At 61.2% G+C, this 12,822-nt stretch carries 14 protein-coding genes, 1 pseudogene and 2 riboswitches; of the genes and pseudogenes, 11 read left to right on the top strand and 4 right to left on the bottom strand.

What is annotated here, in order from left to right:
• The first annotated feature begins 12 nt into the window (after positions 1 to 12).
• The 10 genes from V7D69_RS09805 to gcvPB all read left to right on the top strand — a co-directional run bounded on the left by V7D69_RS09805 (position 13) and on the right by gcvPB (position 9,981).
• Complete coding sequence (locus V7D69_RS09805) at positions 13 to 1,152, top strand: NAD(P) transhydrogenase subunit alpha (RefSeq protein WP_333605700.1); 1,140 nt, start codon at positions 13 to 15, stop codon at positions 1,150 to 1,152.
• Between the two features lie 24 nt (positions 1,153 to 1,176).
• Positions 1,177 to 1,458, top strand: a complete 282-nt coding sequence (locus V7D69_RS09800) for a proton-translocating transhydrogenase family protein (RefSeq protein WP_333605699.1) — start codon at positions 1,177 to 1,179, stop codon at positions 1,456 to 1,458.
• A gap of 6 nt (positions 1,459 to 1,464) precedes the next feature.
• Positions 1,465 to 2,922, top strand: a complete 1,458-nt coding sequence (locus V7D69_RS09795) for an NAD(P)(+) transhydrogenase (Re/Si-specific) subunit beta (protein WP_324064705.1) — start codon at positions 1,465 to 1,467, stop codon at positions 2,920 to 2,922.
• Between the two features lie 6 nt (positions 2,923 to 2,928).
• Entirely contained in the window at positions 2,929 to 3,243 is a 315-nt protein-coding gene (locus V7D69_RS09790) for a hypothetical protein (protein ID WP_324064704.1), read from the top strand.
• A gap of 33 nt (positions 3,244 to 3,276) precedes the next feature.
• Positions 3,277 to 4,437 carry a deoxyguanosinetriphosphate triphosphohydrolase gene (locus V7D69_RS09785; RefSeq protein WP_324064703.1) on the top strand — a complete coding sequence of 387 codons (1,161 nt, stop codon included), beginning with the start codon at positions 3,277 to 3,279 and terminating at the stop codon, positions 4,435 to 4,437.
• Between the two features lie 14 nt (positions 4,438 to 4,451).
• A complete protein-coding gene (locus V7D69_RS09780) occupies positions 4,452 to 5,135 on the top strand; it encodes an NAD(P)H-binding protein (protein ID WP_333605698.1) in 684 nt (227 codons plus the stop codon).
• Between the two features lie 64 nt (positions 5,136 to 5,199).
• Positions 5,200 to 5,313, top strand: a riboswitch (glycine riboswitch).
• A 1-nt stretch (position 5,314) separates the two neighbouring features.
• A riboswitch (glycine riboswitch) is annotated at positions 5,315 to 5,436 on the top strand.
• Positions 5,437 to 5,471: 35 nt separating this feature from the next.
• Entirely contained in the window at positions 5,472 to 6,626 is a 1,155-nt protein-coding gene (gcvT, locus tag V7D69_RS09775; protein ID WP_333605697.1) for a glycine cleavage system aminomethyltransferase GcvT, read from the top strand.
• A 13-nt stretch (positions 6,627 to 6,639) separates the two neighbouring features.
• Positions 6,640 to 7,011 carry a glycine cleavage system protein GcvH gene (gcvH, locus tag V7D69_RS09770; RefSeq protein ID WP_324061226.1) on the top strand — a complete coding sequence of 124 codons (372 nt, stop codon included), beginning with the start codon at positions 6,640 to 6,642 and terminating at the stop codon, positions 7,009 to 7,011.
• Positions 7,012 to 7,054: 43 nt separating this feature from the next.
• Positions 7,055 to 8,425 carry an aminomethyl-transferring glycine dehydrogenase subunit GcvPA gene (gcvPA, locus tag V7D69_RS09765; RefSeq protein ID WP_333605696.1) on the top strand — a complete coding sequence of 457 codons (1,371 nt, stop codon included), beginning with the start codon at positions 7,055 to 7,057 and terminating at the stop codon, positions 8,423 to 8,425.
• The gene (gene gcvPB / locus V7D69_RS09760; RefSeq protein ID WP_333605695.1) at positions 8,422 to 9,981 is read left to right on the top strand and encodes an aminomethyl-transferring glycine dehydrogenase subunit GcvPB; all 1,560 of its coding nucleotides are present in this window, start codon (positions 8,422 to 8,424) and stop codon (positions 9,979 to 9,981) included. Before gcvPA ends, gcvPB begins: the two co-directional genes overlap by 4 nt.
• Positions 9,982 to 10,084: 103 nt before the next feature.
• Here gcvPB and V7D69_RS16190 read toward each other — a convergent pair whose 3' ends face one another.
• The 3 genes from V7D69_RS16190 to V7D69_RS09745 form a co-directional block, all read right to left on the bottom strand.
• A complete protein-coding gene (locus V7D69_RS16190; protein WP_442947050.1) occupies positions 10,085 to 10,144 on the bottom strand; it encodes a hypothetical protein in 60 nt (19 codons plus the stop codon).
• Positions 10,145 to 10,276: 132 nt separating this feature from the next.
• On the bottom strand, positions 10,277 to 10,408 hold the full coding sequence (locus V7D69_RS09750) for an entericidin A/B family lipoprotein (protein ID WP_324061222.1): 132 nt from the start codon (positions 10,406 to 10,408) through the stop codon (positions 10,277 to 10,279).
• A gap of 128 nt (positions 10,409 to 10,536) precedes the next feature.
• Positions 10,537 to 11,481 carry a DMT family transporter gene (locus V7D69_RS09745; RefSeq protein ID WP_414690920.1) on the bottom strand — a complete coding sequence of 315 codons (945 nt, stop codon included), beginning with the start codon at positions 11,479 to 11,481 and terminating at the stop codon, positions 10,537 to 10,539.
• Between the two features lie 43 nt (positions 11,482 to 11,524).
• Between V7D69_RS09745 and V7D69_RS09740 the strand changes: the two genes are divergently transcribed.
• Positions 11,525 to 11,737, top strand: a complete 213-nt coding sequence (locus V7D69_RS09740) for a hypothetical protein (RefSeq protein WP_324061221.1) — start codon at positions 11,525 to 11,527, stop codon at positions 11,735 to 11,737.
• A 20-nt stretch (positions 11,738 to 11,757) separates the two neighbouring features.
• On the opposite strand, the pseudogene V7D69_RS09735 reads toward V7D69_RS09740, so the two are convergent.
• Positions 11,758 to 12,822, bottom strand: a pseudogene (locus V7D69_RS09735) (ATPase); the annotation flags it as partial.

Genomic DNA, 12,822 nt, shown 5'->3' with positions numbered 1-12,822 from the left:
GATTTCCTGACTTTGTCGGCGCCGCAGGGGCAGCGGATCGCAATTCTTAGGGAGCGTGCTCCCGGGGAAACACGTGTTTCGGCTACGCCGGAAACGGTGAGAAAGCTGGTCGCGCTCGGCGCGACGGTCGCGGTGGAGCAAGGCGCGGGCCTCGCCGCGAGCCTGTCTGACGAGGATTACCGCGTTGCCGGGGCGGAAGTGAGCCAAGCTGAGACGGTGCTGGCGGGCGCCGACATCGTGCTCGGCGTTCAAGGTCCTGATCCAGCATTGCTTAGCGGCACCAAACCGGGGGCCTGGGTGGTGGCGACATTCGATCCTTTCTCGCAGCGGACGCGAGTGGACGCTTATGCGGTAGCCGGCCTGGAAGCGCTGGCTATGGAATTTATGCCGCGGATCACCCGCGCGCAATCGATGGACGTGCTTTCCAGCCAGTCCAACCTGGCCGGCTACAAGGCGGTGATCGCTGCTGCCGATATTTACGGTCGGGCCTTTCCGATGATGATGACGGCCGCTGGTACGATCAGCGCTGCCAAATGCTTTGTCATGGGGGTGGGCGTCGCCGGCCTGCAGGCAATCGCTACAGCTCGTCGCTTGGGTGCTCAGGTTTCCGCGACGGACGTGCGTTCGGCAACCAAGGAGCAGATCCTTTCGCTGGGCGCCAAGCCCATCTTCGTCGAGAACGTGGCCGGGATCGAGGGTGAAGGCTCCGGTGGCTATGCCACGGAAATGAGCGAGGAGTATCAGAAGGCGCAGGCCGAACTCGTCTCGTCGCATATCGCCAAGCAGGACATCGTCATCACTACTGCGCTGATCCCCGGCCGCGCGGCGCCGCGCCTGATTTCCGACGCTCAGATCGCGACAATGAAGCCGGGCAGCGTGATCTTCGATCTCGCCGCGCCCCAAGGCGGCAATGTGGAAGGAACGGTTGCGGATCAAGTGGTCGAACGCCACGGTGTGAAGATCATCGGCTATTCGAACACGCCTGCAAATCTGCCGGCTGACGCCTCGGCGCTCTATGCGCGCAACCTGTTCAACTTCCTGTCGGCCTTCTGGGACAAGGATCAGGGCAAGCCTGTGCTTGATGAGGAGATCGGCGATGCGATCCGGATGACAAGGGCTGGCAGCGTAGTGAACGCGAGGCTGTTGGGTTGAGCCAAACCAGAGAGGACAATTAACGTGGATTTTGTCTCAATCCTCTCGATCTTCGTGCTGGCCTGCTTCGTGGGCTACTACGTCGTCTGGTCTGTCACCCCGGCGCTGCACACGCCGCTGATGGCGGTGACTAATGCGATATCCTCGGTGATCGTGGTAGGCGCTCTGGTGGCGAGCGCCGCGGCGGGCGGGCTCGGGTCGAGCTGGCTGGGCCTGGTCGCGGTGGTTCTGGCCAGCGTCAACATATTTGGCGGTTTCGCCGTCACTGCGCGAATGCTGGCGATGTACAAGAAGAAGGGGCGCTGAAAGCACATGGAGCACGCGGTCCTTCCCGCCTGGGCGCTGGTCGCCTACCTTCTCTCCGGCATTCTCTTCATTCTGGCGCTGCGTGGGCTTTCGTCGCCGGCGACTTCGCGCCGCGGTAATTATCTGGGTATGGCGGGCATGGCCATCGCGATGATGACCACGCTGGTGACTCAGGCGCCTATTCCCGAAGGGCACTGGTGGCCGCGGCCCACCCCGGAAGACCTCGTTACACTGGCCAAGATCATGGCGGCGATCGGTATTGGCGCCGGTGTAGGCATCACGGTTGCTCGCCGTATCCAGATGACGGCGATGCCCCAGCTTGTCGCGGCCTTCCACTCATTGGTGGGACTGGCGGCGGTGCTGGTTGGCCTCGCCGCATACCTTAATCCGGAAGCTTTTCATATTGTGGGGGCCAGCAAGCTCATCAACCCTGTGAGCCGGGTTGAAATGGGCCTTGGTATCGCTATCGGCGCCATCACCTTTTCCGGATCGGTGATCGCCTTCGCCAAGCTCAACGGCAACATGTCCGGCGCGCCGATCCTGCTGCCCGCGCGGCATGCCATCAACCTCGGCACGTTGGTGGCGATTCTCGGTCTCGTGGCTTGGTTCACGCAGGATGAAGCGCCCTGGGTGATTGCCGCGATCACCGGGTTATCCTTCGCGATCGGATTCCTGCTGATTATCCCGATCGGCGGCGCGGACATGCCGGTCGTGGTCTCGATGCTGAACTCCTATTCGGGTTGGGCGGCGGCGGCGATGGGCTTCACTCTCCATAATACAGCGATGATTATCACCGGCGCGCTGGTCGGCTCTTCAGGTGCGATTCTTTCCTACATCATGTGCAAGGCAATGAATCGCAGCTTTATTTCAGTGATTGCCGGCGGGTTCGGCGCGGAAAACGGGGCCGGGGGAGCTGCGGCCAAGACGGACCGTCCCTGGAAACGCGGCTCGGCCGAGGATGCTGCCTTCCTGATGAAGGAGGCCGAGAACGTCATCGTGATCCCCGGTTACGGCATGGCCGTGGCTCAGGCTCAGCACGCCCTTCGCGAGATGACGGACTTGCTCAAGGAGCATGGCGTCAATGTGAAGTTCGCGATCCATCCGGTCGCCGGTCGCATGCCAGGCCACATGAATGTCCTGCTCGCCGAAGCCAGTGTCCCTTATGACGAAGTCTTCGAACTGGAGGATATTCAGAGCGAGTTTGCCCGGTGCGATGTAGCCTTCATCATCGGCGCCAACGATGTGGTGAATCCGGCGGCGAAGACGGACAAATCCTCTCCCATTTACGGCATGCCCGTATTCGATGTCGAAAAGGCCAAGACCATCTTCTTCATCAAACGTTCCATGGGCGGCCAAGGCTATGCGGGCGTCGACAACGACGTGTTCTACATGGATCAGACGATGATGCTGCTCGCCGACGCCAAGAAGATGGTGGAGGAGATCAACAAGGCGCTGACGGACTGATAGCGCGTGCGATGGCTCAAACGCCTGCTGGTCCTGATCGGCCTTGCCGCCGGGCTCTGGATTGGCGCGCACTGGTACGCCGAGTACCGCGTGCGCACCGCCTTTTCCGAGGCCGGGATGAGCGAAAAGGGGGCGAGATGCATGAGTCATCGCCTCGTCAAACGCCTCTCGCTTTGGCAATTGCACAAGCTGGAGGCTTTTCAGGAAGAGAAGCATACTATCGGCGGAATGATCCGTGCCGCCCGTAAGGTGAACGACCACAAGTTGATCTCGGTCACCACCAGTTCCATGTTCTTGTGCACTACAGGTCTTGCCCGCTAGGGGTAGACCACCGCCATACCGGATATAAAGCGCGTGACTCTCGCACCTTACGCTTCCGACCCGGCCCGTTCGCGGGGGCGCGAATTCGCGCTGGAGAACGCTGTCGCTCGCGGCCCACGCAGCGCTTATCAGCGTGACCGGGACCGGATCATTCACTCGATGTCGTTCCGTCGCTTGCGCTACAAGACGCAGGTGTTCGTCGCGCCGGACGGCGATCACTATCGGGTGCGCCTGACGCATAGTCTGGAAGTCGCGCAAATCGCCCGTGTCATCGCCCGGATTCTCGGTCTTGATGAGGATCTGACCGAAGCGCTCGCGCTCGCGCACGATATCGGCCACCCGCCTTTCGGCCACGCCGGGGAGGATGCGCTGGATGCCGCACTCCACAAGGCAGGTGGGTTCGATCACAATGCCCATTGCCTGCGCACGCTGATGCGGCTCGACAGTCCCTATTGCGAACATGACGGGCTCAATCTCACATGGGAAATGCTGGAGGGGCTGGCGAAGCATAACGGACCTGTCAGCAAGCCGAATTGGGCGCTTACCGAACTCGATGCCGCTTATGCGCTTGACCTGCAGACGCACGCCTCACTCGAAGCGCAGGTCGCCTCGCTTTCAGACGACATTGCTTATGACAATCACGATATCGATGACGGCCTTCGCGCGGGATTTCTCGATATTGACGAATTGCTCGCTCACCCGTTTGTCGCGCAGCGTTGGATCGAGGTTGAACGCCGCTATCCCGGTGCACCGCGTGAACGTCAGTTGGCTGAGCTTATCCGCAGCCAGATCGGCGTGATGGTCAACGACCTTGTCGCGCAAACCAGCGCGAACCTTGATGGGGTGGGCAGCGTGGAGGATGCGCGCGCCGCTGGCCGGCCGCTCGTTTCTTTTTCGGCCGAGATGGCGGAGGCAGAGCGTGGTTTCAAACGCTTCATGTACGATAAGCTCTATTACCACCCGGATCAGATCGAAACTGCTCGTCGCGCTCGCGCAGTGTTGGCCGAGCTTTATTCGGCCTATTCGCAGGAACCGGTGCTGATGGAGGAAAGCTGGATAGATACTCTCCCGCGCTATGAGCCCGATCGGAGCCGTCATATCGCCGATTATATCGCTGGTATGACGGATCGCTTTGCAATCTCCTGTCATGCCAGGATCTATGGCCGGACGCCTGAGGGGCTAAGCAATGTCTGACGGCGGGGGTTAAGATGAGGCCGGGGGGCACACGAATATGCCTTGTCGGGGCGACGGGGCTGACAGGAAACGCGCTCATCGCGCAAGCGGTCGGCCGAGAGGATGTGCATATCGTTGGCATTGCGCGCCGCGAAACGAAACTTCCGCCCGGTGCGCGCATGGAAATGCTGGTGGGAGAGCCGATCGACTGGCCTTTGCTGATAAGAGCCGCCCGCGCGGACGTGCTGGTTTGCGCGCTTGGCACCACCATGAGGCAAGCTGGCGATGAGGCAGCTTTTCGCGCCATCGACCATGACCTTGTGCGTTTCTGTGCCGAAGCGGCGCGAGCGGCGGGGATCGAGCACATGATCCTGATCTCTTCGGTCGGCGCGGACCGGGCCAGCCGTCATTTCTATCTCTCGGTGAAAGGGGAGACTGAACAAGCGCTGGGCAAGCTGGGTTTCCGCCGTCTCGATATCCTGCGCCCAAGTCTGCTCCGGGGCCATCGCTGGCACCGCCGTCCGGGGGAGGCCATCGCGCAAATGCTGGCACCCATGCTCGGGGTGCTGGTGTTGCATGGCAAGTATCGCGCCTATCGCTCTATTTCGCCGGCAAAAGTGGCTCATGCCATCCTGGCGCTGGCGCGAGAGAAGGAGCGAGGGCGCTTCGTCCATGAATACGATGCGATGCAAAGAGCTATACGCCGTATTGGGGATTAGTTCCGTATCACAGCATAAGGATCGTTGACTTGCCTGAACACCTCCAGCAAGGCAGGCCGCATCGCTGACACGCGCGGGAGAGACTTTTCGATTCGGCCAGCCTGAAGGCTATCGATCGAAAGGCGCCGAAGGAGCAACCGCCCCGGAATCTCTCAGGCAAAAGGACCGCGCAGGGTCGATAGCGAAACTCTGGAAAGTGCCCCGCGCCGCAAGGCGCGTGGCCGCCGACGGTGTAACCCGGCTCGTCCCATCTGGGGTGACGCGGGGGAAGCTCTCAGGTTTCCGTGACAGAGGGGGCACCTGGATGGTGTGCCATACCTGTTGCGGAGTCATGTCTTGAGCGAATATCCGATCCACGACAACGAAGAGGCTCAAGACCTCGCGCCCCGGCCATTGCCGCTCGATGCTTGGCATCGGGAGAAGGGGGCGCGCATGGTTGAGTTCGCCGGCTATCTGATGCCCGTCCAGTACGAGGGCATCATGGCCGAGCATCTCTGGACCCGCGAAAGTGCCGGGCTGTTTGACGTTAGCCACATGGGCCAGCTTGAAGTGTCGGGAGAGGGCGCGGCGAAAGCGCTGGAGGCGCTTTTGCCCGGCGACATCGCGGCGCTAAAACCGGGACGCCAGCGCTATTCGCTGCTCCTGGACGAACATGGTGGCATCCTTGATGATTTGATGGTCACCAATCGGGGCGATGAATATTATCTGGTCGTCAATGGCGCGACCAAGTGGGACGACATCTGCCATTTGCGCGAGCATCTGCCTGACGAGGTCACGCTCAATCATCTGGACGAACATGGATTGCTGGCCCTGCAGGGGCCAAAAGCTGTGGAAGCGCTGGGGCGGCTTGGACTTGAGCCGGCTTTCCCCGGCATGTCGAAGCTTGAGGAGCTTCGCTTCATGCAGGCCGCGCCCTTTTTCTGGCAGGGACGGCCGCTGGGGGTTAGCCGTTCAGGCTACACTGGTGAGGACGGATTCGAAATTTCCGTGCGGGCTGAGGATATCGGCGCGCTTGCCGATGCCTTGGCCGGGCGGCCGGAAGTCAAGCCGATTGGCCTTGGCGCCCGGGATTCACTGCGGCTTGAGGCTGGTTTGCCGCTTTACGGACACGATCTTTCGCCTGAGGCCGATCCCGTTTCCGCCGCCCTCACGTTTGCCCTCAGCAAGCGTCGGCGTGCCGAAGGCGGCTTTCCCGGTGCCGAAAGAGTGTTGGCATTGCTGTCGAACGGCCCCCCAACCATTCGCGTTGGCCTTGCGCTCGAAGGTCGCATGGCCGCGCGCGAAGGGGCCAAGGTGCTTCACGGTGATCGTGAGGTCGGCACTGTAACCTCGGGAGGTTTCTCTCCATCCCTCCAGCAGCCCATCGCCATGGCCTATATCGAATCCGCGCTTGCCGTAGAAGGCGCGCCGCTTGAGATCGAGATGCGCGGGCGACGCCTTCCGGCGAGGATTGTTCCCATGCCTTTCGTCCCCCATCGCTATTATCGTTGAGGAGCCAGCATTCATGACCCGCTATTTTACCGAAGACCATGAGTGGATTGAAGTCGAAGGTGACATCGGCACCGTGGGCATTACCGATTACGCGCAGGGCCAGCTCGGCGATATCACCTTCGTGGACCTGCCGCAGGTGGGCGCAAACGTCGACAAGGGCGATTCCGTGTCAGTGGTTGATTCCGTAAAGGCCGCTTCGGATGTCTATACGCCGGTTTCCGGCAGCATCTCTGAAGTGAACGACGTGCTCGGCGATGAGCCCGAACTGGTGAATACCGATGCCGAAGTCGGTGGCTGGCTATTTCGCATTACCCTGTCAGATCCATCCGAACTGCAGGAGCTGATGGACGAGGCGGATTACAAGAAGTTCGTCGAGAGCCTGTGATGCAGGTCCTCCCCGCCGAGGACCTAATGAAAGATCAAGCCTGATGCGTTATCTTCCCCTGACCCCCGCCGATCGGGCCGAAATGCTGGAACGGATCGGCGCCGCCTCGATCGACGATCTCTTCGTTGATGTTCCCGAAGCGGCGCGCCTGGCCGGCCCGATCGCCGGCCTGCCGCTTCATGCCAGCGAAATGGCTGTGGAACGCCATATGACTGAACTGGCGGGCAAGAATCTGTCGGCCGGATCGGCGCCGTTTTTCCTCGGAGCGGGGGCATATCGTCATCACGTGCCGGCTTCCGTGGATCATTTGATTCAGCGCGGCGAGTTCCTGACGGCTTACACGCCTTATCAACCGGAAATCGCCCAGGGCACATTGCAGGTACTGTTCGAGTTTCAGACCCAGGTTGCGCGACTGTTCGGCACCGATATCGCCAATGCCTCCATGTATGATGGTTCGACCGCATGCTGGGAAGCGATCCTGATGGCCGCACGCGTGACCCGCAAGCCGCGCGCGGTGCTCTCGGGCGGGCTACATCCGCATTATGGCGAGGTGGTTCGCACCATGGCGCGGTTCACCAAGGACGACATCGTGTCGCTTGGCACGGAGCTGACTGCAGAGGCTGATGACACCGCACTGATCGCCACGATTGACGAGCAGACGTCGTGTGTGGTGGTTCAGTATCCCGATGTGTTGGGACGCATTCCCGATCTTGCGACGATTGCCGAGGCGGCCCATGCCAAAGGCGCCCTGCTGGTTGTGGTCGTCACGGAGCCGGTCGCTCTTGGGCTGATCGAGGCGCCGGGCCTGCTTGGCGCCGACATCGTGGTGGGTGAGGGGCAGTCGTTGGGAGTGGGGTTGCAGTTCGGTGGGCCTTATCTCGGCCTGTTCGGCTGCCGCGAGAAATTCGTTCGGCAGATGCCAGGCCGTCTCTGCGGGCAGACCGTGGATGCTGACGGCAAACGAGGTTTCGTGCTTACCCTCTCGACCCGCGAGCAGCACATTCGGCGAGAGAAGGCGACGAGCAATATATGCACCAATTCAGGGCTATGTGCTCTGGCTTTCAGCATTCACCTCACCCTCCTGGGAGGAGAGGGCTTGGCAAAGCTGGCGCTCATCAATCATGCGCGGGCGCAGGCCGCGTTTGATCGATTGACTCGTGTTCCGGGCGTTTCGCTGCTCAACAATGCCTATTTCAACGAGGCGACGCTGATCCTGCCGCGCGATGCGCGTGACGTGGTACGTGGATTGGCCGATCGCAGGGTACTAGGCGGCATTTCCCTAGGCCGGCTGTTTCCGGCGGCAGACGGGCTTCACAATGGGTTGCTCGTCACCGCCACTGAAATGACGACGGATGAAGATATCGAGATTTTCGCCACCGAACTGGGAAATCTGCTTGTTGGAGTGCCGGCATGAACGCGATCAACGCAGCGGGCTGGCGCCCTTCGATGGGCGGGGCCGACAATAACGAGATGAAATCGGCAACTGTCAGCGGCGATCATGGGCTCATGCTTGAAGAGCCCTTGAGCTTTGAACTGGGTGCCGAAGGTAAATGCGGCGTCGATTTCGCTGAGGCGGATCGGCCGCCGATGGCGAACATTAGCAGGTTTCTCCGTAAGGGGACGCCGCCACTGCCTGGACTGACCGAGCCGGAAGCGGTGCGCCATTACACGCGGCTTTCGCGCCAGAATTACGCGATCGACCTGGGGCCGTTCCCGCTCGGCTCCTGCACGATGAAGCATAACCCGCGCCTCAACGAGAAGATTGCGCGCCTGCCGGGTTTTGCTGACGTGCATCCCATGCAGCCGCAAAAGACCGTTGAGGGCGCACTGGAGGTCATTGAGCAGCTTGCTGACTGGCTTATCCGGCTGACCGGCATGGCTTCCGTGGCGATGAGCCCCAAAGCCGGCGCGCATGGCGAGCTATGTGGCCTCCTCTGTATTCGGGCCGCACTCGACGCGCGGGGCGAGACGCGAGATGTCGTCCTGGTGCCGGAAAGCGCCCATGGCACGAACCCCGCGACTGCGGCCTTTGCAGGCTTCAAGGTCGAAGCGATCCCGGCAACGCCTGCGGGCCGCGTCGATCTGGAGGCGCTCAAGGCCAGACTGGGGCCGCATGTCGCCGGGGTGATGATAACCAATCCGAACACCTGCGGCCTGTTCGAACCCGACATGAAGGCGATCGCTGACGCTGTTCATGCAACCGGGGGCTACGTCTATTGCGATGGCGCCAACTTCAACGCCATTGTCGGCAAGGTTCGCCCCGGCGACCTGGGCGTAGACGCCATGCACATCAATTTGCACAAGACCTTTTCCACGCCTCACGGGGGGGGCGGGCCGGGTGCGGGGCCGGTGGTGCTTTCCGAAGCGCTTGCGCCGTTCGCGCCACTGCCTTTCGTGACGCGAGGTTCTGACGGCGAAATTCACCTCGTGGAGGAGGAGAACCGAGCCGAGGGCCACGGGCAGGCATTTGGCCGGATGGTCGCTTTCCACGGTCAGATGGGTATGTTTACTCGGGCGCTGACCTACATTCTCAGCCATGGCGCTGATGGTCTTCGGCAAGTGGCGGAGGATGCGGTGCTCAACGCAAACTATGTATTGCGGTCATGCGAAGACATCTTGCCCGCGCCTTTTGCGCAGAGCGGTCCATGCATGCATGAAGCGTTGTTCAGCGATGCCGGTCTGGCAGAGGGCTTTTCAACGCTGGACATTGCCAAGGGACTGATTGACGAAGGTTTTCACCCGATGACGGTCTATTTCCCGCTCGTGGTAAAAGGGGCGATGTTGATTGAACCCACCGAGACGGAAAGCCGGGCCGGGCTCGACCGTTTCATCGCCAGCTTGCGCAGCCTGACGACGCGCGCGAAGGCGGGCGATGAGAGCCTGCATTCCGCGCCACACTTTGCGCCCCGGCGTAGACTTGACGAAACGCTGGCCGCGCGCAAGCCCGTGCTGGTCTGGCCGGAAGCCTAGGTCACCTTCAGCCAAGTCCTGACGGAATTTCGCGGGGGCCGGCGGCGCGGTGGGCTTCAACCTCCGCGCCGCCGGCCCCCCGGCGTCGTCGTCAATCTATGGATCAGCGACCGTGAATGGCGTCGTCGCCGGCCTGGCCCACGGACTCTATGTCGCGGCCCATGCCCTTCACGGTATTGCAGGCCGAACAGGCTGCAATGAGGCCGCCAGCGGTAAGGATAAGGACGAACTTTCGAAACATTGCGTTATTCCCTATGAATGCGATCGTCGGCCCGAAGGGAAGTGGCACGCCATGTCAGTGAATGGCTTCGTCTCCAGCCTGACCAACCGATTCGATGTCTTTTCCCGCTCCCTTTACCGTATTGCAGGCCGCTGCCGAGCAAATGATGCCGCTCGCGATCAAGGCGAGCAAGAGTTTCTTGACCATGCCGTCAGTTCCTTTTGCTACAAGCCCGACTTAGGGCTTTTAGGCGTATGAAAGGCAACTCACAGTCATGGATGAGGGTTCCCATCGGCCGATAGGCTGAACCGAACTCCAAGAGGCCGTTATTGAACTTAGTCTCGCATTTCCTCGGTGGCGCTTGCGTCAAGGGCGGAAGTGGGCGAAATTCGGCGTGACAAATACCGCTCACGCCACGTGATAATCAAACCGGCGGCAATAATCAGCGGGGCGCCCAGCCAGGTCGTTTGCGGCGGCAATGTCCCCCAGATGCCCCAACCGTAAAGTGTGGCCCAGATCAACGCGGTATAATCCATCACCACCACAGTGGCGACCTGGCCATAACGTAGCGCAGCGGTGAGCAGGAATTGTGCCGCCGTGCCCGCGACCCCGACCGCAACCAGAAGCAGCCACGCACTCGAACTGTGAGGGCGGGCATAGAAGGGAAGCAGGATCGAGCTTAACGCTGCGCCGAAAAAGGCAAACCAGAATACGCAAGTGATCGGCGCTTCGGTGCGGGAAAGATCCCTGATCTGGAAACTGACGATTGCGACAATGACGCCGGAACCCAGGCCGAACATCAGTCCTAAGGGCGGGATGGGCGCACCACCGGGCTGAGCCACGATGAGCACGCCGGCAAAGCCGAGCACAACCGCAGCCCACCGCCAAACGCCCACCTTGTCGCGCAGGATCAGAGCGGTAATCAGTACGGCGAAGAATGGAGTGGTAAAACCGAGCGTCGTTGCTTCCGGCAGCGGCAGCAGCGTTGCCGCACCGAGATTGCAGCACAGACCCACCGTCCCCGTCGTGGCGCGCATCGCGTGGTTGGTCATGCGGCGGGACGCAAGGGCGCGAAGATTTTCGGTGGCGAGCAGCCAGCTCAGGATCACCGGCACGCTCATCGCCTGTCGCCAGAAGATCAGTTCAGGAAGCGAAACGCCCCGCTGCCCGGCCAGCTTCGCCAGCATGAACATGGTCGAAAGCATAACCATGGCTCCCAGGCGCAGGGCGATGGCTAGCAGCGGATGATCGGGCGGGGAAGAACCGGAACGGGAGAGCACGAGGGGGCTTTAACTCTGATCTTCGCGGAGGCAAGGGGCCCCTATGGAAGAATCCGATCAAATCATGGCGATCGTGGGAGCTGTTGCAGCAGGTTTGGCGATATCGGCCTGGGTGCTGGATCGCCGGCGGATGCGCCGTCGCAACCTTGATCGGGTTGGTTTCGTGCCCTGGACCGCAGTTTTCTTCTGGTCCCTGATGGCGGCGGTGCTGCTGCTGGGTCTTTCGGGTCGGGTCTGGCTGGGAATCAGAAGCTGACGCCACTGACAGGCGTGGCCTTAGCTTCGCAGTCTTTCTATTCCCTGAGCGAGTGCCACGTAGAGCTTGCCCATGTCGGATGAAAGCAGGGTAACGCCCAGAGCATTGCCGTCGCGGGTGGAAAGCACTTGCCGCAACACTGCTTCGAAATCGTGGATATAGCGGCTGACATGCTCGCGGAACGCGTCGTCGCGCTCGAAAAGTTGCTGGATTGCCTTGGCGTCGGCACTGTCCAGCAGATTAACGGCGCGGCGAGTGAAAATGCCGCGGTCGCCGCGCAGGTAAGCAGACCAGGCAGTATCCGCAATGTCGGTTGAAAGCGCTCCAGCAATGTCGATCGCGTTCGAATTGAGCGACTCGGTAATCAGGGCCACGCGACGGGTGAAATCGTTATCTACCTGCTCTTCGGCGCGGTGGCGTGCGTGAGCAACGCGATTCTCAAGATTACCGGCCAGTTCATCAACCTTCGCAAGTTGGTCGCGCAACTGGATCGTTGCCTCCCGCGTCACGCCGGCGGCGTGAGCGACAGCCTGTTCAAGTTGACCGGAAATTTCCGCTACCTTTGTACGCATCGCCTTGTCGATAGCCTCGGCGCTTTCGTCACCCAGCTTCCGGGCCACGATGGATATGCGATCGGCGCTGTCGCTCTCGATCGCTCCGACCGCTTCGGTAAGCGCCATGCGCAGCGCTTCGATCGCATCGGCCAGTTCGCTGCGTGCGGTGCCGGCCGTGCGCTCAGTGGCTGCGTCTATCTCGGCAAGAGTGATTTGCAGCTGAGACAGTTGCGCGGCATGATCGCGGCTCCGGTCCGCGATGACCATTTGCGCATCCGCCAATGCGGCAGTCAAAGTCTGAAGATTGTTGCCGGACTGCTCCACACCCGCTGCCAGATTTTCGCCGCTTTCAGCCGACTGTTGCAGGATGGAAAGAAGCCCGGAAACGGCGTTTTCCAGTCGGCTCAAGCGATCTTCCGACACCGCAAGCGCCTCGGGCAGCGCAGTATGCGCGTGCTTGGCACTGGCCTGAATCAATTCAAGCAGGCGGACACTGTCTTCGGTGAGCTTCTCCACCTCGCTGTCGGTTGC

Origin of the sequence: Novosphingobium sp. (genome assembly GCF_036733805.1) — a bacterium.
Lineage (GTDB): Bacteria > Pseudomonadota > Alphaproteobacteria > Sphingomonadales > Sphingomonadaceae > Novosphingobium.
The sequence above is the reverse complement of the archived record's forward strand: the minus strand, read 5'-3'. Positions and strand labels throughout refer to the sequence as shown.

Excerpts from the sequence above, each read along its gene's own strand:
- gcvH (WP_324061226.1), top strand. The coding sequence starts at position 6,640 with ATGACCCGCTATTTTACCGAAGACCATGAGTGGATTGAAGTCGAAGGT.
- V7D69_RS09795 (WP_324064705.1), top strand. The coding sequence starts at position 1,465 with ATGGAGCACGCGGTCCTTCCCGCCTGGGCGCTGGTCGCCTACCTTCTC.
- V7D69_RS09740 (WP_324061221.1), top strand. The coding sequence starts at position 11,525 with ATGGAAGAATCCGATCAAATCATGGCGATCGTGGGAGCTGTTGCAGCA.
- gcvPB (WP_333605695.1), top strand. The coding sequence starts at position 8,422 with ATGAACGCGATCAACGCAGCGGGCTGGCGCCCTTCGATGGGCGGGGCC.
- V7D69_RS09750 (WP_324061222.1), bottom strand. The coding sequence starts at position 10,408 with ATGGTCAAGAAACTCTTGCTCGCCTTGATCGCGAGCGGCATCATTTGC.
- gcvPA (WP_333605696.1), top strand. The coding sequence starts at position 7,055 with ATGCGTTATCTTCCCCTGACCCCCGCCGATCGGGCCGAAATGCTGGAA.
- V7D69_RS09780 (WP_333605698.1), top strand. The coding sequence starts at position 4,452 with ATGAGGCCGGGGGGCACACGAATATGCCTTGTCGGGGCGACGGGGCTG.